Genomic DNA, 23388 nt, shown 5'->3' on the forward strand with positions numbered 1-23388 from the left:
CCGTACGGAACAAGCCGAAATACTCGGCACTCCATTGACGGCCGACATGGAGCTGCCTAAGTTGAACGGGTCCCTCCACCCCAGCAGAGGAGCAACTCCCATGCAACTGAACGGGAAGGTGGCCGTCGTCACCGGCAGCGGACGCGGACTCGGACTCGCCTACGCCAAGGCCCTCGCGGCCGCCGGCGCGGCCGTCGTCGTCAACGACGTGGACGCCGGCACGGCGGCCGCCGCGGTCAAGGAGATCGAGGACGCGGGCGGCCGCGCCGTCGCCCAACCCGCCGAAGTCGGCACCGCACAGGCCGCGCAGACCCTCGTCGACCGCGCCGTGGACGCCTTCGGACGGCTGGACATCATGGTCACCAACGCGGGCGTCCTGCGCGACCGGGTGCTGTGGAAGATGACGGACGACGACTTCGACACCGTCGTTCGTGTCCATCTGCGCGGCACCTTCACCTGCGTCCGGGCGGCCGTCCAGCACATGCGCGAACAGGGCGACGGCGGCCGCGTCATCGTCGCCGGCTCGCCCGCCGGACAGCGCGGCAACTTCGGCCAGACCAACTACGCCGCGGCCAAGGCCGGCATCGCGGCCATGGTGCGCACCTGGGCCATGGAACTGGAGCGCGCCGGGATCACCGCCAACGCCGTCATCCCCGTCGCCGCCACCGCGATGACCCGCACCATCCCCGCCTTCGCCCCCCACATCGAGGCCCTGGAACAGCACGGCACCCCCCTGCCCGACTCCCTGCGCAAAGCAGAGGGCTTCGGCACCCCCGAGGACGTCGCCCCCCTCGTCGCCTTCCTCGCCTCCGACGCCGCCGCCGGCATCACCGGCCAGTGCATCGGCATCGGCGGCGACAGACTCGCCCTGTGGTCCCACCCGCAGGAGATCGCCGTCGCCTACGCCGACGGCGGCTGGAGCGCGGAGACCATCGCGGCCGCCTGGCCCGTCAGCGTCGGACGCACCCCCGAGACCTACGGCATCCCCGCGCCCCGCACCCAGGAGGAGACCGCCCGGTGAACGTCGGTGAACTCGTCGCCATCGACATGCACACCCACGCCGAGATCTCCTCCCGCGGCCACACCTCCCTCCCCGACGAACTCGACGCCGCCGCCGGGGCCTACTTCGGGACCGAACACCGCCGCCCCACCCTCCCCGAGATCGCCGCCCACTACCGCGAACGCAGCATGGCCTGCGTCGTCTTCCCCGTGGACGCCGAGGCCGCCACCGGCACCCCGGCCGTCCCCAACGAGGAAGTCGCCGAAGCCGCCCGGGAGCACCCGGACGTCCTCATCCCCTTCGCCAGCGTCGACCCGTACAAGGGAAGGCTCGGAGCGCGCGAGATCCGCCGCCTGGCCGGGGAGTTCGGCGTCAGGGGCTTCAAGTTCCACCCCAGCCTCCAGGCCTTCCACCCCAACGACCGCCTCGCCTACCCCCTGTACGAGGCGATCGAGGAGACCGGCACCATCGCCCTCTTCCACACCGGCCAGACCGGCATCGGCGCCGGCGCCCCCGGAGGCGGCGGCATCCGCCTGAAGTACGCCAACCCCATGGACGTCGACGACGTCGCCGCCGACTTCCCCGGCATGCGCATCGTCCTCGCCCACCCCTCCTTCCCCTGGCAGGACGAGGCCCTCGCGGTCGCCACCCACAAACCCCAGGTCCACATCGACCTCTCCGGCTGGTCCCCCAAGTACTTCCCGCCCCAGCTCGTCCACTACGCCAACAGCCTGCTCCAGGACAAGGTGCTCTTCGGCTCCGACTACCCGCTCATCAGCCCCGACCGCTGGCTCGCCGACTTCGCCGCGCTCCCGCTCAAGGACACCGTCCGCCCCAAGATCCTCAAGGAGAACGCCGCCCGGCTGCTGGGCCTGGGCACGCCGCAGTGACGCACCGCAGTGCCGCCGACCAGGGAGTGAGCGTTGCACAACCACGGCATCGGTTCCTGGCCCGCCCGCCGGGCCCGCAAGACCCCGCACCGCACCGCCCTGCTCCACGAGGAGCAGCCCACCACCTACGCCCGGCTCCACGACCGCGTCACCCGCCTCGCCCACCTGCTGCGCGCGCACGGCGTACGGCAGGGCGACCGGGTGGCCTTCCTCGGCCCCAACCACCCCGCCCACCTGGAGACCCTGTTCGCCGCCGGAACCCTCGGCGCCGTCTTCGTCCCGCTCAACACCCGCCTCGCCACGGCGGAGCTCCGCCACCAACTGCGGGACTCCGGCGCCCGGATCCTGCTGACCGTACGCCATCCGGCAGCGGCCGAACTCGACGCACAGACAGAGGTGTTGGAGGCCGAGGGAGACACCTACGAGACCCTGCTGGCCGGATCCCGCACCGAACAGCTCGACCAGCCCGTCGGCCCCGACGACCTGTGCATGATCATGTACACCTCGGGGACCGGCGGCCGCCCCAAGGGCGCCGTCCTCACCCACGGCAACATCCTCTGGAACAGCCTCAACGTCCTCGTCGACGCCGACCTCACCACCGACGAGACCACCCTGGTCAGCGCGCCCCTCTTCCACACCGCCGCGCTCAACATGACCTGCCTGCCCACCCTCCTCAAGGGCGGCACCGCCGTCCTGGAGTCCGCCTTCGACCCCGCACGCACCCTCGAACTCGTCCAACGGCACCGGATCACCTGCCTGTTCGGCGTCCCCGCCATGTACGACGCGATCGCCGCCGCACCCGGCTGGGACGATGCCGACCTCAGCAGCCTGCGCACCCTCATGTGCGGCGGCGCCCCCGTCCCCGACCGCACCATCCGCCGCTACCTCGACCGGGGACTCACCTTCGTCCAGGGCTACGGCATGACCGAGGCCGCCCCCGGCGTCCTGCTCCTCGACCGGCACGACGTGGCCACCCACGCCGGATCCGCGGGCGTCCCCCACTTCTTCACCGACGTACGGCTCCTTCGCCCCGACGGCGAACCCGTCGCACCGGGGGAGGCGGGCGAGGTCCTGGTCGCCGGACCCAACGTCACCCCCGGCTACTGGGGCCGCCCCCAGGACAGTGCCGACGCCTTCCGCGACGGCCGCTGGTTCCGCTCCGGGGACCTCGCCACCGTGGACGCCGACGGCTGGTACCACCTCGTCGACCGGCTCAAGGACATCTTCATCTCCGGCGGCGAGAACGTCTGCCCCGCCGAGGTCGAGACAGCCCTGCTCGACCACCCGGCCGTCGCCGAGTGCGCCGTCTTCGGCGTCCCCGACACGACCTGGGGCGAGGTCGGCCGCGCCGTCGTCGTCCTGCGCCCCGGGCACAGCGCGAGCGCCGGCGAACTCACCGCGCACCTGGACGGCCGCCTCGCCCGCTACAAGATCCCCAAATCGGTCGTCTTCACCGACAGCCTCCCGCGCAACGGCGCGGGCAAGCTGCTCAAGGGACCGCTCCGGGAGGCCTATCGGCGGCAGCCCTGACCCCTGTGCTCGCGTGTCACTTCGTCACTTTCACAGAGAGGCCGCACCCACCGTGCCCCGTACCGTCCACGGCATCGCCCGACTCCTCGACCTCACCGGCACCGACCTCGGCCGCAGTGACTGGCTGGAGATCACCCAGGAACGCGTCGACACCTTCGCCGACGCCACCGACGACCACCAGTGGATCCACGTCGACCCCGACCGCGCGAAGAACGGCCCCTTCGGCACCACCATCGCCCACGGCTACCTCACCCTCTCCCTGCTCATCCCCCTGTGGAACCGGCTGCTGGACATCCAGGGCATCGGCATGGCCGTCAACTACGGCCTCAACAAGGTCCGTTTCCCCGCACCCGTCCCCGTCGGATCGAGGATCCGCGCCCACGCCGTCGTCGCCGACGCCACCGAGGTCCAGGGCGGCGCACAGCTCACCGTCGACCTCACCGTGGAGATCGACGGCCAGCCGAAACCCGCCGCCGTCGCCCAGGCCGTCTACCGCTACTCCGCATGACCGGCCGACCCTGGACGCGAGAATGCCCGTCGCACCGCAGGGGAGTGGCCACATGAACACCATGGACAAAGCGGTGGCCTCCGCCGCTCAGGCCGTCGCCGACATCGCGGACGGCGCCTCGCTCGCCGTCGGCGGCTTCGGCCTCACCGGCGTACCCGACACCCTCATCCGGGCACTGCACGAGCAGGGCGCCACCGCACTGAGCGTCGTCTCCAACAACTGCGGCGTGGACGGCGGCGGCCTGGGCACCCTCCTCGCCGCCGGCCGGATCCGCCGCGTGACGGCCTCCTACCTCGGCAACAACAAGGAATTCGCGCGCCGTTACCTGAGCGGCGAAGTGGAAGTGGAACTCACCCCGCAGGGAAGCCTCGCCGAACGCCTGCGCGCCGGCGGCTGCGGCATCCCCGCCTTCTACACCCCGGCCGGCATCGGCACCCAGGTCGCCGACGGCGGACTGCCCCGCCGCCACACCCCCGACGGCCGCGTCGCCAAGGCCGCACCACCCAAGGAGATCCGAGAGTTCGACGGCCGCCCCCACGTCCTGGAACACGGCATCACCACCGACTTCGCCCTCGTCCACGCCGCCCTCGGCGACCGCCACGGCAACCTCGTCTTCCACCGGACCGCCCGCAACTTCAACCCCCTCGCCGCCATGGCCGGACACGTCACCATCGCCGAAGTCGAACGCCTCGTGGAACCCGGCGAGTTGGACCCCGACCACATCCACCTGCCCGGCGTCTTCGTCCAGCGCGTCGTCGCCCTCACACCACGGCAGGCGGCCGGCAAACCCATCGAACGCAGGACGGTACGCACCGCATGAGCTGGACCCGACACCACATGGCGGCCCGCGCCGCCCGCGAACTGCGACCCGGTACGTACGTGAACCTCGGCATCGGACTGCCCACCCTCGTCGCCGACTTCCTGCCCCCGGACGCCGGAGTCGTCCTGCACTCGGAGAACGGACTGCTCGGCGTCGGCCCCTACCCGTACGAGCACGAGGTCGACCCGGACCTCGTCAACGCCGGGAAGGAGACCGTCACCGCCCTCCCGGGCGCGGCCTGCTGCGACTCGGCACTCTCCTTCGGCATGATCCGCGGCGGCCACCTCGACACCGCGGTCCTGGGCGCCATGCAGGTCTCGGCCCGGGGCGACCTGGCCAACTGGACCGTCCCCGGCAGGACGGTCAAGGGCATGGGCGGCGCCATGGACCTCGTGCACGGCGCCCGCCGCGTCATCGCCCTCACGGAACACACCGCGAAGGACGGCACACCGAAGATCGTCCGGGAATGCTCCCTGCCGCTCACGGGACGGGCATGCGTGCACCGGATCATCACGGATCTGGGGGTGCTCGACGTGACGGAGGAGGGGCTGGTGGTGACCGAGACGGCGCCGGGGGTGGAGTTCGAGGAGATCGCCCGACGGACGGGGGCCCCGGTGCGGAGGGCTTCTCCCCTCGGAACGCAACCCGGGACTCCCCTCGGGACACCACTCGGGACGTGACTCGGGACGCGACTCGGGGCGTAACCGCCCCCGACGCCGGCCCTTCGCGCCCCGACAGCAGATCCCGTCCGTATCCATGCCGCATCCACGCCGCACCCGAAAGGCGAACCCCTTGCCCTCGACCACACCCACCCAGCACCACATCTCCCACGAAATGGACCGGCTCGCCCGCGACTACGCCGCCTCCGGCCTCACCCGCCACCACCCCCCACGCGACTACGCCCCCTACCGCAGCAGCCGCCTCCGCCACCCCCGCCACCCCCTCGTCGCCGTCCACGACCCCGAAGCCGCCGAACTCTCCGGCCCGGTCTTCGGCCCCGCCGACGTCACCGACTCCGACGCCGACCTCACCCAGGGCCACCCCGGCGAACCCCTCGGGGAACGCATCACCGTCACCGGCCGCCTCCTCGACCGCGACGGGCGCCCCGTCACCGGACAGCTCGTCGAGATCTGGCAGGCCAACGCCGCCGGACGGTACGCCCACCACCGCGACCGCCACCCCGCCCCGCTCGACCCCAACTTCACCGGCACCGGACGCTGCCTGACCGGCCGTCAAGGACGCTACCGCTTCACCACCATCAAGCCCGGCGCCTACCCCTGGCACAACCACACCGGCGCCTGGCGGCCCGCACACCTCCACTTCTCGCTCTTCGGCACCGCGTTCACCCAACGCCTCGTCACCCAGATGTACTTCCCCGGCGACCCGCTCCTGCCCTACGACCCCATCCTGCAGTCCGTCACCGACTTCTCCGCCCGCTCCCGCCTGATCGCCGCCCACGACCCCGACCTGTCCACGCCCGACCACGCGCTCGGCTACCGCTGGGACATCGTCCTCGACGGGCCCGCCGCGACCCGTACCGACGGAGGCCGCCGATGAAGCGCCTCCCCACCCCCTCCCAGACCGTCGGCCCGTACTTCGGGCAGGCCCTGCCCACCCCCGACGGGCACGCGATCGCCCCCGCCGGGCACCCGGACGCGCTCACCGTCCACGGGTACGTCCACGACGGCGCCGGCGAACCCGTCCCCGACGCGCTGCTGGAGTTCTGGCAGCCCGCCCCGGACGGCAGCCGCACCGGCGCACCCGGCTCACTGCGCCGCGACCCCGCCACGGGCGGCCACGCGGGACGCGACGGCGTGACCTTCACCGGCTTCGGCCGCGCCGCCACCGACGCCGACGGCCACTACACCCTGCGCACCCTGCCGCCCGGCGGCGTGCCCTACCTCTCGGTGTGCGTCTTCGCCCGGGGACTCCTCCACCACCTCTACACCCGCGCCTATATGACGTGGGGTCAGGAGAATGAGGGCGACGACCCCTTACTGGCCGCCCTGCCGCCCGAGCGCCGGGAGACGCTCCGGACCCGGCCGGAAGGCCCGGGCGTCCACCGCTTCGACATCCACCTGCAAGGAGCGAAGGAGACGGTCTTCCTTGCCTTCGACTGACCCAGCGCCTTGGATGACCCCGCGCACCCGTCGACCGTCCCACGACCGGGGACAGCCGTGAACCGCCCCCTGCTCCACCACCGCGTCGACGGCCCGGACGACGCCCCCGTCCTCCTGCTCGGCCCGTCCCTCGGCACCTCGTCGGCCGTCTGGGACCCGCAGCTCCCCGAACTGGCCCGCCACCACCGCACCGTACGCTGGGACCTGCCCGGACACGGCGGATCGCCCGCCTCCCTCCTCCGCCCCGACGCCACCGTGCGCGACCTCGCCCGCCTCGTCCTCGACCTCGCCGACGCCCTCGGCGCCGAACGCTTCGCGTGCGCCGGAATCTCCCTCGGCGGCGCGGTCGGCACGCACCTGGCCGCACACCACCCCGAACGCGTCACCTCCCTCGCCCTGATCTGCTCCGCGGCCCGCTTCGGCACCCCGCGGGCGTGGCACGAGCGCCGACGGCTCGTCCAGGAACACGGCATCGCCGCGGCCGCCGACTCCGCACCCGCACGCTGGTTCACCCGGGACACCGCACAACTCCCCGCCGCCCGGGCCCTGGTGACGGACCACCGGACCGTCGACCCGGCCGGCTACGCCGCCTGCTGCCACCTCCTGGCCGGCCTCGACCTGCGGGCGGACCTGCCCCGCGTCTCCGCCCCCACCCTCGTCCTCGCGGGCCGCGAGGACCGGGCCGTCCCCCCGGCCCGTACCCGCGAACTCGCCGACGGCATCCCCGACGCCACCCTCCTCGGCATCCCGCGCGCCGCCCACCTGGCCAACGTCGAACGCCCACGGCCCGTCCTGGACGCCCTGCGCCACCACCTCGCCGCGACGGCAACGGACGGGACCGCCGTACGGCGCGCCGTCCTCGGCGACGACCACGTCGACCGGGCGACCGCCGCCACGACACCCTTCACCGCGCCGTTCCAGGAGCTGATCACCCGCTACGCCTGGGGCGAGATCTGGACCCGCCCCGGACTCGACCGCCGCACCCGCAGCTGTATCACCCTCACCGCCCTCGTCGCCGGCGGCCACCACGAGGAACTCGCCCTGCACGTCCGGGCCGCGCTGCGCAACGGACTCACCGCCGAGGACATCCGCGAGGTACTCCTCCAGACCGCGATCTACTGCGGCGTACCGGCGGCGAACACGGCGTTCACCATCGCCCGACGAGTACTGGAACAGTGCGCGAAGGAGACCACGTGACACACGACAGCGGACGCACCGAACCGCCCGCCCCCGACTACCGCCTCGGCGCCTCCGAGCGCGAGAGACAACGCCTGCTCGCACAGGGCGACTTGCTCCGCCCCGCAGCCCGCGCCCTCCTCGACCGCATCCCCCTCGCCGACGGCGCGCGAGCACTGGACGTCGGCTGCGGCCCCCTGGGCATCACGGACCTGCTCAGCGCCGCGACCGGCCCGCGCGGACACGTGACCGGCCTCGACGCCGACCCGCAAATGATCGCATGGGCCCGGGAATCAGCCGCCTCCCGGCACCTGAGCAATGTCTCCCTGGTCCACGGCATCCTGCCCTCGCCCGAAATCCCCCAGGCGGCCTTCGACTTCGTCCACTGCCGGCTCCTGCTGATCAACAACACCGACCCGCGGCAGATCCTCCGCGCGATGGCCGGGGCGGCACGCCCCGGCGGCTGGATCGCCGCCCAGGAATTCGACTGGTCCACCTGGCAGTGCGACCCCCCGCACCCCGCCTGGGACGAGCTCAAGTCCCTGATCGTTCCCGTGTTCGGCGGCGACGTGCACATCGGCGCCCGGCTGCCCACCCTGCTCCGGAGCGTCGGCGCCACCGACATCGGCGTCACCGCCCACGTCTACTACTGGCGCCCGGGCGACCTCTACCAGAGGCTGCTGCTCCACTTCGCGGGACTCTTCCACGACCGCATCACGGCACAGGGCACGCACCCCGACACCCTCCACTCCCTGACCGAAACCCTCCGCCGGCACCTGGACCGACCGGACACCACCGTCCGGGAATCCCTGCTCGTCCAGGCGTGGGGCCGTACGGCGCGGTGAGTTGGGAACCCTCGTTCGTTCAGTGTCTGGAAGCGGGCGCTGAAGCAGCCTCCGCCACGGCCGGACGAGGAGTCCAGTGATGCATACCGAGAAGCCGCCCGTCGGCGGGAGCGGCGACGCCACGGCAGCGCCGGCGGACACCCGACGCCGGAAGCGCGGCCGAGGGGTGAGAAAGAAGCGCTCCAAGTGGAGGGAGATACCGATCCTGGTCGGCGTCACCCTGGCGCTGGCCCTGCTGATCAAGACGTTCCTCGTGCAGCCGTTCTCGATCCCTTCGGGCTCGATGGAGAACACGCTGCACGAGGGCGACCGGGTCCTGGTGGACAAACTCACTCCCTGGTTCGGCTCGACACCGCAGCGGGGGGAGGTCGTTGTCTTCCGCGATCCCGGGGGCTGGCACCCCGGGCCGTCCCCGCAGCCCAGCGGGATCCAGAAGGCCCTGGCCTTCATCGGCCTGACACCGCCGGCGGACGAGGAACATCTGATCAAGCGCGTGATCGCGGTGGGAGGCGACACCGTGGAATGCAGGAGCGGCGAGCCGGTCAAGGTCAACGGCACAGCCCTGGACGAGCCGTACCTCCATCCCGGAGCCACCCCGTGCGACGACGAGCCCGTCGGCACGGTCAAGGTGCCGAAGAACCACCTCTGGGTGATGGGCGACCACCGTGACGATTCCCGTGACTCCCGCGCACACGTCCGCGAGCCGGGCGGTGGTTTCGTGCCCGTGGAGAACGTGGTGGGGCGCGCGATCACCGTCGCCTGGCCGGTCCAGCGATGGACAGTACTGTCCGTGCCCGACACCTTCGGGAAGGACGGCCTCTGACCCGACGCGGTCACTTCGGCGGTCCCGCACCGTCCCGTGCGTACCTCCACCGGACCTGGAGCACCCGCTCGCGGGCGTGGCCGAGGAACCACTGTTGTTTCCGGAGCACGCCGTGATGGGCTGGGCAGCGGTGTCCATCCGGGGGAGGAGCACGGTGGGACGTCCAGAACGACCGGTGGACCCGGCCGCCGGTCCGGTCGAACACTTCGCGTTCGGGCTGCGCAAGCTGCGCCAGGAAGCGGGCGCCCCCACGTACCGCGCCATGTCACGGACGGCGGGCTACTCCACGACGGCCCTCTCCCAGGCCGCCGCGGGCGAGAGACTGCCGTCCCTGCCCGTGGCGTTGGCCTACGTCAGGGCGTGTCACGGCGACGACACCGAATGGGAGCGGCGGTGGCGCGAGGCCGCCCGCGCGGCCGCCGCCCGGCCGGTCCCCGAGGACGACGAACCGGCCGACCCGCCGTACCGGGGGCTGGCCCGCTACGACACCGGAGACGGCGACCGCTTCTTCGGCCGTACCGAACTCACCGACGAGCTGCTGCGCCTGGCGTGCGCGCACCGGGTGACCGTCGTCCTCGGCCCGTCCGGCAGCGGCAAGTCCTCGCTCCTGCGCGCCGGTCTGATCCCCCGGCTGCGGACCCTCGACGCACCGCGCCCCGCCGCCGTGCGGGTCCTCACCCCCGGCACGCAACTCCTCCACGAGCACGCGGAACTGTTCACACCCGCCGGGGAGAAGCCGGAGGGGAAGGGCCAAGGAAAGCCGGGGGACACCTGGTTGATCGTCGACCAGTTCGAGGAAGTCTTCACCCTGGGGCAGGACCCCGACGCACGCGCCGCGTTCATCGACCGCGTGCTGACCGCCGAGAACCCGGGCAGCCGCATCCGCGTCGTCGTGGGAGTACGGGCGGACTTCTACGCCCGCTGCCTGGAACACCCGGGACTGGCCCGGGCCGTCAGGAGGGCGAGCCTGCCCGTCGGCCCGATGACCCCGGACGCACTCCGCGAAGTGATCGTCAAATCCGCCGCCGCCCAAGGGCTCGTCGTGGAACGCGCGTTGACGGCCCGTCTCGTCGACGAGGCGTCGGGCGAACCGGGCGGGCTGCCCCTGCTGTCCCACGCCCTGCTGGAGACCTGGCGGCGCCGCAAGGGACGCATGCTCACCCTGGAGGCGTACGAGGCCGCGGGCGGCGTCCACGAGGCCGTCGCCCGGACCGCCGAGGACGTCTACACCGGCGCGTCGGCACCCCAACGGGACGTCATGCACGCCCTGTTCACCCGGCTGACCGCCCTGGGCGAGGGCACGGAGGACACCCGGCGCCGGGTCCCCCTGGACGAGCTCACCGGCCTCACCGACCCCGGCACCCTCGACGACCTGCTGCACCGGCTCGCCGCCGCCCGCCTCCTCGTCCTGGCGGACGGCACCGTCGAAGTGGCCCACGAGGCCGTCATCCGCGCCTGGCCCCGGCTGCGGCGATGGATCGACGACGACCGGGCCGGACTGCGCGTCCACCGCCAGCTCACCGACGCCGCACACGCCTGGGAGCGCCTCGGCCGCGACCCGAGCGCGCTCCACCGGGGGACCCGCCTGTCCCTGGCCCGCGACTGGGCGGCCTCCCACCCCACCGCCCTGTCCCGCAGCGAGCGCGCCTTCCTCGACGCCTCCACGGCGGCCGAGGAACACGAAGCGGCCGCCGCCCGCCGCCGCACCCGCCGGCTGCGCCAACTCGTCGCCCTGCTCGCCGCGTTGGCCGTCGTCGCCCTCGGCACCACCGTCCTCGCGGTCCGCGCCGACCGCACGGCCACGCACGAGCGCGACACCGCCCTGTCCCAGAAAGTGGCCGCCCAGGCGGAGGCCCTGCGCGTGCGCGACCCCGCCCTGTCCGTCCAGCTCGGTCTGGCCGCCTACCGCCTCGTCCCCACCGTCGAGGCCCGAGGAGCCCTCCTGAGCGCCTTCTCCACCCCGTACGCCACCCGGCTGCCCGGCCGTACCGACCGCGACGCCGCCCTCGCGTTCAGCCCCCGGGGCCACCTCGCGGCCGGCGCCGCCGACGACCGTACGGTCCGGCTGTGGGACCTCACCGACCCGCACCGGCCACGGGAGTCGGCCACCCTCGCCGCCCACGCGGACACCGTCTGCGGCGTGGCCTTCGGACCCGACGGCCGCACTCTGGCCACGGCGAGCAACGACCGTACGGTCCGGCTGTGGGACGTCACCGACCCGCACCGCCCACGGCAGTCGGCGGCGTTGCCCGCCCGCGACGGCAGCGTCTGCGGCCTGGGGTTCAGCCCGGACGGGCGCACGCTGGCCACGGCGGGCGAGGACGGCAGGGTCGAACTGTGGGATGCCGGTGACCCCGAACGCCCCGACCGATCGGCGGTGTTGACGGCCCACCGGGACAAGGTGTGGTCGGCGGCGTTCAGCCCGGACGGGCACACGCTGGTCACGGCGAGCGAGGACGGCACCGTACGGCTGTGGGACGTCACCGAACGCGGACAGCCCGCCGAATCCGCCGTCCTGACCGCTCATCACGGGAAAGTGTGGCCGGCGGCGTTCAGCCCCGACGGGCACACACTGGCGACCGGCGGTGACGACGGCACGACGCGCCTGTGGAACGTCACCGACCCGCGCCACCCCGAGGAGTCGAGCACCCTCACCGGCCACAGCGAAGGAGTCAGAGCGGCGGCGTTCAGCCCCGACGGCCGTACGCTCGCCACCGGCAGCAGGGACCGGACCGCCCGCCTGTGGGACGTCACCGACCCGCACCGCCCCGACCGACTCGCCGTGCTCCCGGGCCACATCGACGCCGTCAACGGCGTCACCTTCAGCCCCGACGGCCGTACGCTCGCCACCGCGGGCCAGGACCACACCACCCGCCTGTGGGACCTGCCCGTGCCCGCGCTCACCGGCCACACCGACTACGTCTTCGGCGCGGCCTTCAGCCCCGACGGCCGCACCCTCGTCACCACCGGCCAGGACCGCACCACCCGCCTGTGGGACCTCACCCACCGCCCAGCCCCCAGCCAACTGGCCGTCCTCACCGGCCACACCGACAACGTCTACAACGCCGCCTTCAGCCCTGACGGCCGTCTGCTCGCCACCACGAGCGAGGACCGGACCGTACTCCTGTGGGACCTCACGGACCGCACGCACCCCTCCGCCCTGGCGCGGATCACCGCCCACACCCGCAACCCGGAAGGCGTGGCCTTCAGCCCCGACGGCCGCATCCTGGCCACCACCGGCCAGGACCGCACCGTACGCCTGTGGAACCTCACCGACCCCCAACACCCCACCGCACTGGCCACCCTCACCGAACACACCGCCCCCGTGCGCTCCGCCGCCTTCAGCCCCGACGGCCGCACCTTGGCCACCGCCGGTGACGACCACTCCGTGCGCCTGTGGGACCTCGGCGCCCCCGACCGCCCCCGTCAGTCGGCCGTACTCGCCGAACACACCGACGTCGTACGGGCGGTGGCGTTCAGCCCCGACGGACGGGCACTGGCCAGCGCCGGTGACGACCACACCGTGCGCCTGTGGGACATTACGGACCACCCCCACCGGCTGGCCGTCCTCACCGGCCACACCAGCGCCGTCTACTACCTCGCGTTCAGCCCGGACGGCCGCACCCTCGCCTCGGCCGGTGACGACCGCACCGCCCGCCTGTGGAACACCACCACCCCACGGCACCCCACTCAACTCGCCGTCCTCACCGGCCACACCGACCGGCTCCACCGCGTGGCCTTCAGCCCCGACGGCCACACCCTCGCCACCACCAGCCGCGACCGGACCGTCCTGCTGTGGGAGTCCGACCCCGCCCGCGTCGCCGCCCGCGTCTGTGCCACGGCCCACCCCGCCCTCACCCGCGCCGAATGGAACCACTACTTCCCGGGAATCCCCTTCCGCCCGCCGTGCTGACGCGCGGCGCTCACGGCAGGCGCAGGTCAGGCCCTGCCGGACGGGGTGCGAGTATGGCGTGCGTAAAGAAAACCGGCGGCCCCACACGCCCCACGCTTTTCCTCGACGGAGAAACCGCATGCACCACGCTCGACCCCGAGGCCGCTCCGGCCGCAGGCGCCTCGGGTTCCTCGCCACGGCCGCACTGACCTGCGCGGCGGCCGTGGCCGTCCCCACCACGGCCGACGCGTCGCCATCCGCCCCGAGGGGCGGCCCGACCCCGGCCACATCGGCGCCCGTCGGCACCTTTTTCGACGACTTCCACTACAGCGGCCCGGACGACGCCGCCCTCGCCGACCACGGCTGGCACATACGCTCGGAAACCGGCGGGCCCGGAGTGAAGAACGCCTCCTGGTCCCCGAACGCCGTGAGCTTCCCGGCCGACGACTCCGCCAAGGGCGGCCGGGCGATGCGACTGCGGGCCACCACCGACGGCACCGCGGCGGGCACGACTCACGCCCAGATCACCACCACCCAGCGCAAGTTCGCGACCGGCACCTACGCCGCACGCGTCTACTTCAGCGACGCCCCCGGCACCGGGGCCGGCACCGGCGGTGACCACCCCGTCCAGGCCTTCTACGCCATCTCCCCGGAGAACAAGCTCTACAGCGAGCTCGACTTCGAGTACCTGCCCAACGGCGGCTGGGGCGCACCGGGCCCCTCGCTCTACACGACCGCCTGGTACAGCGTCACCCCCGAGGACAAGCTGACCTACAACAAGAACGACGCCGTCAACTCCCTGCGGGGCTGGCACACCCTGGCCATGACCGCCAAGGACGGCACCGTCACCTTCTCCGTCGACGGGCAGGAGTACCACCGCCTGTCCGGCAGCGCGGCCTCGAAGTACTACCCGCGCGAGAACATGACCCTCAACTTCAACGAGTGGTTCACGGAGCTGACCGCCACCGGCCCGGCCCGCAGCTGGGACATGAAGGCCAACTGGGTCTACTACAACAACTCCGCCGCCCTGACCCCGGCACAGATCGACGCCGCCGTCGACGGCTACTACGCGAGCGGAACCCACTTCGTCGACACCGTCCTCCCCCGGAGCGGGGCCCGCGACCACAACGGCGACGGCGTCGACGACATCTCCCTGTTCTACGACTACGGACCGGCCACGCCCGCCGACTGCCCGCAGAACGGCAGCCGGCGCAACGCGCTGTTCAGCCTGGCCGGCCGGCCCGACCAGTCCGGCCGCCTCGACAGACCCGCCCCCCAGTGGAACAGCCCCTGCGAGGCCGGCACCCCGAAGTTCGTCGTCTCCGGCGACTTCGACGGCGACGGCAAGGGCGACACCGCCGCCTTCTACAACTACGGCTCCACAGGATCCACCTGCCAGGGCCTCGACCACGTGGCCGTCCGCGTATGGCCGTCCGGCCCCGCAGGCGCCCCGCGAACCCCCAAGACGGTGTGGGAGAGCACGTGTTGGGGTGGTGGTACCCAGTCGATGACGGCTGGTGATTTCGATGGTGACGGTAAGAGTGATCTGGCGTTGTTGTACGACTACGGTGCTGGTCATGTGCGGGTGTTCACGTTGAGTGCGAATGCCAGTGGTGATGGTGGTTTTGGTGGTGTGGTGTCGCGGTGGGACGGCGTGGACTGGGGTTCCGGTACGAAGTTCGTGACCGCCGGCGACTTCAACGGTGACGGCAAGAGCGATCTGGCGCTCTTCATCGACCACGGCTCCACCGGCGCGACGTGCGCGGGCAACGCCCACCAGTCCGTCTCGACCCTCCTCGCCGACACCAACGGCGACGGCGGCTTCAACAACGGCGGCGACCCCAAGACGGTGTGGGAGAGCACGTGTTGGGGTGGCGGTACGCAGTCGATGACGGCTGGTGATTTCGATGGTGACGGTAAGAGTGATCTGGCGTTGTTGTACGACTACGGTGCTGGTCATGTGCGGGTGTTCACGTTGAGTGCGAATGCCAGTGGTGACGGTGGCTTTGGCGGTGTGGTGTCGCGGTGGGACGGTACGAACTGGGGTTCCGGCACGAAGTTCGTGACCGCCGGGGACTACAACGCCGACGGCAAGAGTGACCTCGCGCTCTTCATCGACCACGGCTCCACCGGCGCGACGTGCGCGGGCAACGCCCACCAGTCCGTCTCCACCCTCCTCGCCGACCCCTACGGCACCGGCGCCCTGCAGAAACCCGTCACCGCCTGGGAAAGCACCTGCTGGGGGCCCAACACCGCCTTCATGAACTGACCCGGTTCCCTGGTTCCCCCTGGTGTCACCCCAGGGGGAACCAGGGGGGAAACCAGGGACAGCCGTGCCTCGTCGGCCCGGTTCCGCACTGGAGATCGAGGGTACGGCTCCCAGTGCGGCCGTTGATCGACGACCACTGCACAGCATGGAGGTGCGCACGTGACGCAGGAAACGGGACCGGCACCACTGCCGATGGCTCCGGCGGTCCGGGAGACGTACGGGCCGGACGACCTCAGCTCGACGCCCGGGTTCGCCGGCGGATTCATCAACTTCGGCCACTGGCAGGGCATCGACCTCGACCGGCCGCTGACCGAGGAGGACCGGATCCGCAGCCAGCGGGCGATGTACCGGCACGTCCTCGGCTCCCTGGCCCCCGCCGTCGGGCTGAGCGCCCTGGAGGTCGGCTGCGGGCTGGGCATGGGCTGCGCGGCAGCACTGGAGGAGTACGGTTTCGGCCGGGTCACCGGGATGGACATCCACCCGCAGCAGCTCGAACGGGCCCGCCGGGCCCAGTCCCGCCTGCTCGCGGACTCCCCGGAGCGGCTGCGGTTCGTCCACGGCGCGGCCGAGAAGATGCCGTTCGACGACGCCGGGTTCGACCGGGTGTACAGCGTCGAGGCGGCCCAGCACTTCCGTGACCTCGACGCGTTCGCGCGCGAGACCGCCCGCGTCCTGCGGCCCGGCGGCCGTGCCGTCGTCACCAGCTTCTTCGTCCCCGACGCCGATCCGGCCCGCACCGGGCAACTGGCCGACCTGCTCGACAGTTTCGCGCGCGGCCTGGACGTCGCGCACAGCGTTCCGGAGCTGACCGGGAGCCTCGAACGCTCCGGACTCACCGGGATCCGCGTCACCGCGATCGGCGCGTCCGTATGGCCCGGCTGGGACCGCTGGCTGTCCGCCCGCTGGGAGCCCGGCACCTGGCCCCGCAACTTCCTGCGCGCGTACCACGAGGGCCTCCTCGACTACTACACGGTCACGGCGGACCGGCCGACACCGTGAACCCCGGCCGGGCACGCCGGGGTCCACGCGCGCCTCCGCGCTCCAACGCGACCCGGTGCGTCCCGGTACCGGCACGCGGCCACGGGCATGGACCAGTTACTTCGCCCAACGCCAGGTGGTGGCCCATGCGACGACGTGCCTCGCAACCGCCCGGCCCCGCCTGCGCGTTCCCGGGGCCGGTCAGGGTGACACAGCAGGACGTGCGCTATCCGTCCCTGGTCGGCCGGGGCCTCAGAAGGTTCCGGGGCAGCCCCGACGAGGTGTGGGTGGCCGGAGCGACCGAGCACGTCGTCCAGGCGGTCCAGCATGCCGTGCGGCACGACATGCGCGTGGCCGTGCGCAGCGGCGGACACTGCTACGAGGGCTTCGTCGACGACCCGGCGGTGCGGGTGGTCATCGACCTGTCGGGCATGAGGAAGGTGTCCTTCGACCCCTTGCTCAACGCCTTCGCCGTCGAAGCCGGGGCCACCCTGGGCGAGATGTACCGGGACCTGTTCCTCGGATGGGGTGTCACCGTTCCCGCCGGCTGGTGTCCCGACGTGGGCGTCGGCGGCCACATCCTCGGCGGCGCCTACGGCCCGCTGTGCCGCTCGGCCGGGCTGAGCACCGACCACCTGTACGCGGTGGAGGCCGTCGTCGTGGACCGCCACGGCACCGCGCGCAGCGTCGTGGCCACCCGGGAGCCCTCGGACCCCTACCGCGACCTGTGGTGGGCGCACACCGGTGGCGGAGGCGGCAACTTCGGGACGGTCACCCGCTATTGGTTCCGTTCCCCCGACGCCGACGGCGACGACCCCGCCGGGCTGCTGCCCGCGCCGCCCGCGTCCGTCCTCTCCTTCCACGCCGAGTGGGACTGGCAGGGCATGGACGAGACGGCCTTCGGCCGCCTCGTCGGCAACCACGGACAGTGGAGCGAGCAGCACAGCTCCCCCGACTCCCCGTTCACCTCCCTCTACAGCGAGCTGCACCTTCTGCGACTGCCCGCCGGCCGGCATGTGATGGACGGCCAGGTCGCGGACACCGGACCCGCGGCCGAGCGGCTGCTGGACGCCTACATCACCGCCCTGAACCAGGGCATCGGCACCCCGTTCACCCTCCAGAAGCAGCAACTGCCCTGGCTCACCTCCGCCTTGCGCGGACCGGGAGTCGACGCGAGCCCGTACCGGGTCAAGCTGAAGGCGGGATACCTGCGCCGGCGGCTCACCGACCAGCAGATCGCCGCCGCCTACCACCAGCTCACCCGTACCGACTACCCCAACCCCGGTGGAGCGCTCGGCCTCTACACCTACGGGGGCAAGGTCAACACCGTCGCCCCGGAGGCCACCGCCACCGCACAGCGCGACTCCGTCCTCAAGGCCGTCTACGTGGCGGCCTGGGAGGACCCCGCCGAGGACGACACGCACCTGGCCTGGATCCGCTCCTTCTACCGCGACGTGTACGCCGACACCGGCGGCGTGCCCGTACCCGGTACGGGCAACAGCGACGGCTCGTTCGTCAACTACCCCGACACCGACCTCGCCGACCCCCGCTGGAACACCTCCGCCACGCCCTGGAGCACCCTCTACTACAAGGACAACTACGCCCGCCTCCAGACCGTCAAGGCCCGATGGGACCCCAGGAACGTCTTCACGCACGCGCTCGCGGTCGAGCCCCCGCCGACATGACGACATGACGTGCGGCGGGGGCGCCGCTCACGCGTCGAGCTCCTCCAGGCGCTCGACGATCCGGGCCGCGATCCCGTCGAGCTGCGCCGGCTGGGTCAGATGCGGATGCAGACAGTCGAGATCGTGGTTGACGAGGGCGCCGTCGACGTACGGGCGCCACGCGTCGACGGTGAGCCAGTCCTCGGGACGGGGCGCCGCCGCGGTGAAGAACAGCACGTCGCCGTGGAAGACACGGTGCCGGTGGGCGCGCATCAGACGGGCGTTGTTGATCACGATGTCGACGACCGCCGACAGGGAACGGTCGCCCAGCCCGGCGAGCGCGCTGCCCTCGCGGCGCAGCGTGGCCAGCACGTCCTCGCGGCCGAGCTCGTCGGTGCGCTCGTAACCCGCCATGCGCAGCAGCGCGGTCAGCGCCTGCTCCTCGGTCGGGCCCGCCTGCTGCTGCCACTGGTCGGACGGGTAGGCGTCGAGGAGCGCGAGCAACTCGACCCGCTCCCCGGCCTCCTGAAGACGCACGGCCACGGTGTGGGCGATGACGCCGCCCACGGACCAGCCCAGCAGCCGGTAGGGGCCGTGCGGCCGGACGCGCCGGATGTGCTCGACGTAGTCGGCGGCCATCTCCTCCATGCCGGCCGGGAGCCGCTCGCCGTCACCGGCCAGCCCGCGGGCCTGCAGCCCGTACACCGGCTGCCGGGCGTCGAGGCGCGAGAGCAGCCCCGAATAGCACCAGCTGATGCCGCCCGCCGGATGGAAGACGAACAGCGGGCTGCGCTCCGTGCCCGCGCGCAGCGGCAGCAGGACGCCCAGCGCGTCGTCGGCCCTCCCGGTGTGCAGCCGGGCGGCGAGCGCCGCCGGGGTCGGGGCCCGGAACAGCGTGCCGATCGTCACGTCGGCACCCGTCGCCGCGCGGACGCGGGCCACGAGGCGGGCGGCGAGCAGCGAGGTGCCGCCGAGGTCGAAGAAGGCGTCGTCGACGCCGACGTGGTCCTCGCCGAGTACTTCGGCGAAGAGCCGCGCGAGGGTCTCCTCGGCGGGGGTGCGCGGGGCGCGGCCGCCGCCGGAGGCCGGGGCGGGCGCGGGCAGGGCCGTACGGTCCAGCTTGCCGTTGGGGCTCAGCGGGAAGGCGTCGAGGACGAGGATCGCGGACGGCACCATGGAGTCGGGCAGCCGCTCGGCGAGCCGGGCCCGCAGCGTGCGCGGGTCCACGCCGTCGCCGGTCACGTAGCCGACGAGCCGCTGGTCCCCGGGGCGGTCCTCGCGGACGAGCGCGCACGAGCCGGTGACGCCGTCACAGGCCGCCAACTCGGCCTCGACCTCACCGAGTTCGATCCGTACGCCGCGCAGCTTGACCTGGTGGTCGGTGCGGCCGAGGTACTCCACCTGCCCGTCCGGCGTCCAGCGCGCCAGATCGCCGGTGCGGTACATGCGCGAACCCGCCGGGCCGAAGGGGTCGGTGACGAACCGTGAGGCGGTGAGGCCGGGCCGGCCGAGGTACTCGGTGGCGAGCTGCGCGCCCGCGAGATGGAGCTCGCCGGGGATACCGGGCGGGCACGGCTGCAGGGCCGCGTCGAGGACGTACAGGCGGGTGTTCCACACCGGTCTGCCGATCGGCACGGGCCCGCCGGCCGAGGTGTCGCACGTGTGGTGGGTGACGTCGACGGCGGCCTCGGTCGGCCCGTACAGGTTGTGCAGCGGCACACCGGGCAGCGTACGGCCGAACTCGGTGACGGTCTCGCGGGGCAGCGCCTCGCCGGAACAGAAGACGTGGCGCAGCCCGGTGCAGCGGGCCGCGCCGGGCTCGGCGAGGAAGACCTGAAGCATCGAGGGCACGAAGTGGCAGACGGTGACGGCCTGTTCGCGGACGATACGGGCCAGACGGGCCGGGTCCTTGTGGCTGCCGGGCTCGGCGACGACGACCGTGGCGCCCACGCGCAGCGCCCAGAAGAACTCCCAGACCGACACGTCGAAGCCGGAAGGCGTCTTCTGCAGCACACGGTCGCCCGCCCGCAGCGGGTACTGGGCCTGCATCCAGCGCAGCCGGTTGTCGATCGCCGAGTGCGGCACGACCACACCCTTGGGGCGGCCGGTGGAGCCGGAGGTGTAGATGACGTAGGCCGGGTGCTTCGGGGTCAGCGGGCGGGCCGGGTCGACGGTCAGATAGCCGTCGAGGCCGGTCTCGTCCAGGACGACGGCGGGCGTGTCACCGGCCGGGACCCGGCCCCGCGTATCGGTGATCACGCAGACGGGTGCGGCGTCCCGCAGCATGTACCCGAGCCGTTCTGCCGGATAGTCGGGGTCGAGCGGCAGATAGGCGCCGCCCGCCTTGAGGACCGCGAGCAGCGCGACCATCAGGTCCAGGGAGCGGGGAACGGCGACGGCGGCCAGGGCCCCGGGCCGTACGCCCAGCGTCGCCAGGTGGCGGGCGAGCCGGTTGGCGCGCGCGGAAAGTCCGGCGTAGGTGAGGGACTCCTCGCCGCAGACGACGGCCGTCGCGTCCGGGGTACGGACGGCCTGGGCCTCGATCGGGCCGATGAGCGTGGCGGGCGGCACCGCGTGCTCGGTGGCGTTGAACTCGCCGAGCACCAGCGCGCGTTCCCCGTCCGTGGCGATGCCGTGGCCGGACAGCGGGGTGTGCGGGTCGGCGTCCGCGAGCCGGGTGAGGAGGTCGACGAAGCGGCGCTGGTGGAGGGCGAGTTCGTCCTCGCCGTACAGGGCGGGGTTGCCGTCGTAGCCGATGCGCAGGCCGGTGCCGTCCGCGTGGCGGTGCACGTTGACGGTGAGGTCCTCGACGGGGCCGGCGCCCAGGTTGCGCACCTCGGCGCGGGCTCCGGCGAAGGACAGCTCGTGGTCGAACGGCATGACGTTGACCAGCGGGCCCACCAGCGGGCGGCCGCCGCCGAGGAGGCCGAGGTCGCGGCGGATGTCCTCGTAGCGGTAGCGCTGGTGGCGCCGCGCGGTACGGACGCCGAGGACGACCTGGCGGGTCAGCTCGGCGAACGTGGCCCGCGGGGTGACGGTCAGCCGCAGCGGCAGCACGTTCATGACCATGCCGGGCACGCGCAGGGCGGCCGAGCCCATGCGGCCCATCAGGGGCAGGCCGAGCACGACCTCCTCACTGTCGGTGGCCCGCGACAGGTACAGGGCCTGCGCGGCGATCAGCACGTCCGGCCAGGTGGCCCGGACCGAGTCCGCCAACTTCTCCACGCGTGCGGTCAGTTCGGCGCCGACTTCGGTGGTGCGGCGCAGGACGGTACGCGAGGGCAGCGCGGTGCCGGAGGCGAGGGAGGGGGCCTCCGGCCGGTCGGCGAACGCGGTGTTCCAGTGGGCGCGGTCCCGCTCGTGCTCTTCCGAGGCGCGGTAGGCCGCGTCCTCGGCCACGAGACCGGCGAACGGGCCGAAGGGGCCGGGACCGGGATCGGCGCCGGCGGCGAGCGCGGAGTAGACCTCGGCGGTACGGCGCAGCAGCAGGGAGTGGCCGAAGCCGTCCATGGCGATGTGGTGGACGCGCTGGTACCACAGCCAGCGGTCGTCCGCGACGCGGAGGAGGGCGTGCGCGAACAGCGGGCCGGAAGCGAGGTCGGTGGGCACGGCGAGATCGTCACGCATCCACCGCCGCGCCGCCCCGTCCGGACCGCCCGCCCCGGAGGCGGCACCGCGCAGATCGAGAACACGACAGGGGAAGGGCACGGAGCCGGACGCCGCCACGGGCTCCAAGTCCCCGAACCGCAGGGGCACCTGACGCGGTCCCCCGTCCGTCTCCGCGATCCGCACGCGCAGCGCGTCCGCCTCGTCCGCCACCCTCCGCAGAGCCCGTACGAAGAGGTCGGGTACCAGCGTGCCGTGGATCTCCACGCACTCCGCGGTGTTCAGCGCGGGACTGCCGGGGTCCAGGGCCTGCGCGTACCACATGCCCGACTGGGCGGAGGTCAGCGGGAGCCCGGCCACGGCGGGGGGTCTCTGGGCGAGGGCCGTCACGACGCGGCCCCCAGCAGCCCGGCCCACACCTCGATGACGGGGTCCTCGGCGAGGTCGACGAAGGAGACGGCGGCGCCGTGCTCCCGGCGCCACCGCTCCACGAGCGCCATGACGCGTACCGAGTCCAGGCCGTGGTCCATCAGGTTCTCGTCGTCGGGGACGTCGGCGGGGTCCTCGCCGAGGACGTCGGCGACGTCCTCGCGGATCCGCTGCACAGTGAGTGACATCGCCTCAGATCCCCTTCAGCAGCTGGCCGGTGGTGGTCACGACCGCGCACTTGCCGGCCGCCCAGCGCAGCGCCATGTCGTGGTCGTCGCGGGAGAAGTCGGCGACCGCGTCGGCGACGACGAAGGCCTGGATGTCGCGCATCCACGCGTCGCACGCGGTCATCAGCACCCCGATGTGGGCGTACACGCCGACGACGATCAACTGGTCGCGGCCCGAAGCGCGCATCCGCTCCGCGAGATCCGTGCGGACGAAGGCGCTGTACTTCCACTTGGTCAGCACGGTGTCGCCGGCCTCGGGCGCGACCGCGTCGGCGATCGCCTTCGCGCGCGCGTCGTCGGGCAGGCCGGGGCCCCAGAAGTCCTGTTGCAGTCCGCGCTCGGCCGGGCTCTGGCCGCCGGGCTGCGCGGAGTAGACGACGGGGATGCCCAGACGGCGGGCCGCCCCGGTCAGGGCGCCGACGTTGGCGAGGAGTTCGGTGAGAGGGGAGGCGCCTTCGGTGAAGGCGGACAGGAAGTAGTTCTGCAGGTCGTGCACGAGCAGCACGGCGCGGCCGGGGTCGACGCTCCACTCGACGCGGTGGGCGGGCAGCGCGTCGGCGGCCGGCATGGGGTAGGGGGTGATGGCGGGGAGGGCCATGGTGGGTCAGCGC

Annotated in this window: 17 protein-coding genes and 1 pseudogene; 15 read left to right on the top strand and 3 right to left on the bottom strand. The window is 72.8% G+C overall.

Translation table 11 applies throughout. The features are described 5' to 3' along the window. Window positions 1-100: 100 nt before the first annotated feature. The 15 genes and pseudogenes from ACFP1Z_RS19380 to ACFP1Z_RS19450 all read left to right on the top strand — a co-directional run bounded on the left by ACFP1Z_RS19380 (window position 101) and on the right by ACFP1Z_RS19450 (window position 18536). Window positions 101-1021, top strand: a complete 921-nt coding sequence (locus ACFP1Z_RS19380; RefSeq protein ID WP_390317717.1) for an SDR family NAD(P)-dependent oxidoreductase — start codon at window positions 101-103, stop codon at window positions 1019-1021. Beyond that, window positions 1018-1890, top strand: coding sequence for an amidohydrolase family protein (locus ACFP1Z_RS19385; RefSeq protein WP_390317718.1), 873 nt, complete (start codon window positions 1018-1020; stop codon window positions 1888-1890). The genes ACFP1Z_RS19380 and ACFP1Z_RS19385 overlap by 4 nt, the downstream gene beginning before the upstream one ends. Window positions 1891-1923: 33 nt before the next feature. Next, window positions 1924-3420 (top strand): acyl-CoA synthetase, encoded by a 1497-nt coding sequence (locus ACFP1Z_RS19390; protein WP_390317719.1) that lies wholly within the window; start codon window positions 1924-1926, stop codon window positions 3418-3420. 52 nt (window positions 3421-3472) lie between these two features. Then, window positions 3473-3928, top strand: a complete 456-nt coding sequence (locus tag ACFP1Z_RS19395) for a MaoC family dehydratase (protein WP_390317720.1) — start codon at window positions 3473-3475, stop codon at window positions 3926-3928. Window positions 3929-3989: 61 nt separating this feature from the next. Beyond that, window positions 3990-4748, top strand: a complete 759-nt coding sequence (locus ACFP1Z_RS19400) for a CoA transferase subunit A (protein ID WP_390317881.1) — start codon at window positions 3990-3992, stop codon at window positions 4746-4748. Continuing rightward, on the top strand, window positions 4745-5428 hold the full coding sequence (locus ACFP1Z_RS19405; RefSeq protein ID WP_390317721.1) for a CoA transferase subunit B: 684 nt from the start codon (window positions 4745-4747) through the stop codon (window positions 5426-5428). Before ACFP1Z_RS19400 ends, ACFP1Z_RS19405 begins: the two co-directional genes overlap by 4 nt. 154 nt (window positions 5429-5582) lie before the next feature. Continuing rightward, a complete protein-coding gene (gene pcaH, locus ACFP1Z_RS19410; protein ID WP_390317882.1) occupies window positions 5583-6305 on the top strand; it encodes a protocatechuate 3,4-dioxygenase subunit beta in 723 nt (240 codons plus the stop codon). Then, window positions 6302-6868 carry a protocatechuate 3,4-dioxygenase subunit alpha gene (pcaG, locus tag ACFP1Z_RS19415; protein WP_390317722.1) on the top strand — a complete coding sequence of 189 codons (567 nt, stop codon included), beginning with the start codon at window positions 6302-6304 and terminating at the stop codon, window positions 6866-6868. The genes pcaH and pcaG overlap by 4 nt, the downstream gene beginning before the upstream one ends. Window positions 6869-6925: 57 nt before the next feature. Then, window positions 6926-8065 (top strand): bifunctional 3-oxoadipate enol-lactonase/4-carboxymuconolactone decarboxylase PcaDC, encoded by a 1140-nt coding sequence (gene pcaDC / locus ACFP1Z_RS19420; RefSeq protein WP_390317723.1) that lies wholly within the window; start codon window positions 6926-6928, stop codon window positions 8063-8065. Beyond that, window positions 8062-8889 (top strand): methyltransferase domain-containing protein, encoded by an 828-nt coding sequence (locus ACFP1Z_RS19425; RefSeq protein ID WP_390317724.1) that lies wholly within the window; start codon window positions 8062-8064, stop codon window positions 8887-8889. Before pcaDC ends, ACFP1Z_RS19425 begins: the two co-directional genes overlap by 4 nt. A gap of 79 nt (window positions 8890-8968) precedes the next feature. Beyond that, window positions 8969-9709, top strand: a pseudogene (lepB, locus tag ACFP1Z_RS19430) (signal peptidase I); the annotation flags it as partial. A gap of 157 nt (window positions 9710-9866) precedes the next feature. Next, the gene (locus ACFP1Z_RS19435; protein ID WP_390317725.1) at window positions 9867-13625 is read left to right on the top strand and encodes an nSTAND1 domain-containing NTPase; all 3759 of its coding nucleotides are present in this window, start codon (window positions 9867-9869) and stop codon (window positions 13623-13625) included. Window positions 13626-13743: 118 nt separating this feature from the next. Then, a complete protein-coding gene (locus ACFP1Z_RS19440; protein WP_390317726.1) occupies window positions 13744-15873 on the top strand; it encodes a family 16 glycosylhydrolase in 2130 nt (709 codons plus the stop codon). A gap of 159 nt (window positions 15874-16032) precedes the next feature. Further along, a complete protein-coding gene (locus ACFP1Z_RS19445) occupies window positions 16033-16872 on the top strand; it encodes a class I SAM-dependent methyltransferase (RefSeq protein ID WP_390317728.1) in 840 nt (279 codons plus the stop codon). Window positions 16873-16997: 125 nt separating this feature from the next. Further along, window positions 16998-18536: an FAD-binding oxidoreductase gene (locus ACFP1Z_RS19450; RefSeq protein ID WP_390317729.1), complete on the top strand. Its 1539-nt coding sequence runs from the start codon at window positions 16998-17000 to the stop codon at window positions 18534-18536. A 27-nt stretch (window positions 18537-18563) separates the two neighbouring features. On the opposite strand, the gene ACFP1Z_RS19455 is transcribed toward ACFP1Z_RS19450, so the two are convergent. From ACFP1Z_RS19455 to ACFP1Z_RS19465, 3 genes are read right to left on the bottom strand one after another with little or no spacing between them, the layout of a single operon-like run. Further along, a complete protein-coding gene (locus ACFP1Z_RS19455) occupies window positions 18564-22481 on the bottom strand; it encodes an amino acid adenylation domain-containing protein (protein ID WP_390317730.1) in 3918 nt (1305 codons plus the stop codon). 26 nt (window positions 22482-22507) lie between these two features. Then, on the bottom strand, window positions 22508-22738 hold the full coding sequence (locus ACFP1Z_RS19460; protein WP_390317732.1) for a phosphopantetheine-binding protein: 231 nt from the start codon (window positions 22736-22738) through the stop codon (window positions 22508-22510). Window positions 22739-22742: 4 nt separating this feature from the next. Next, window positions 22743-23375 (bottom strand): isochorismatase family protein, encoded by a 633-nt coding sequence (locus ACFP1Z_RS19465; protein WP_390317734.1) that lies wholly within the window; start codon window positions 23373-23375, stop codon window positions 22743-22745. Window positions 23376-23388 lie beyond the last annotated feature (13 nt).

Origin of the sequence: Streptomyces gamaensis (assembly GCF_042656465.1) — a bacterium.
Classification (GTDB): Bacteria; Actinomycetota; Actinomycetes; order Streptomycetales; family Streptomycetaceae; genus Streptomyces; species Streptomyces gamaensis.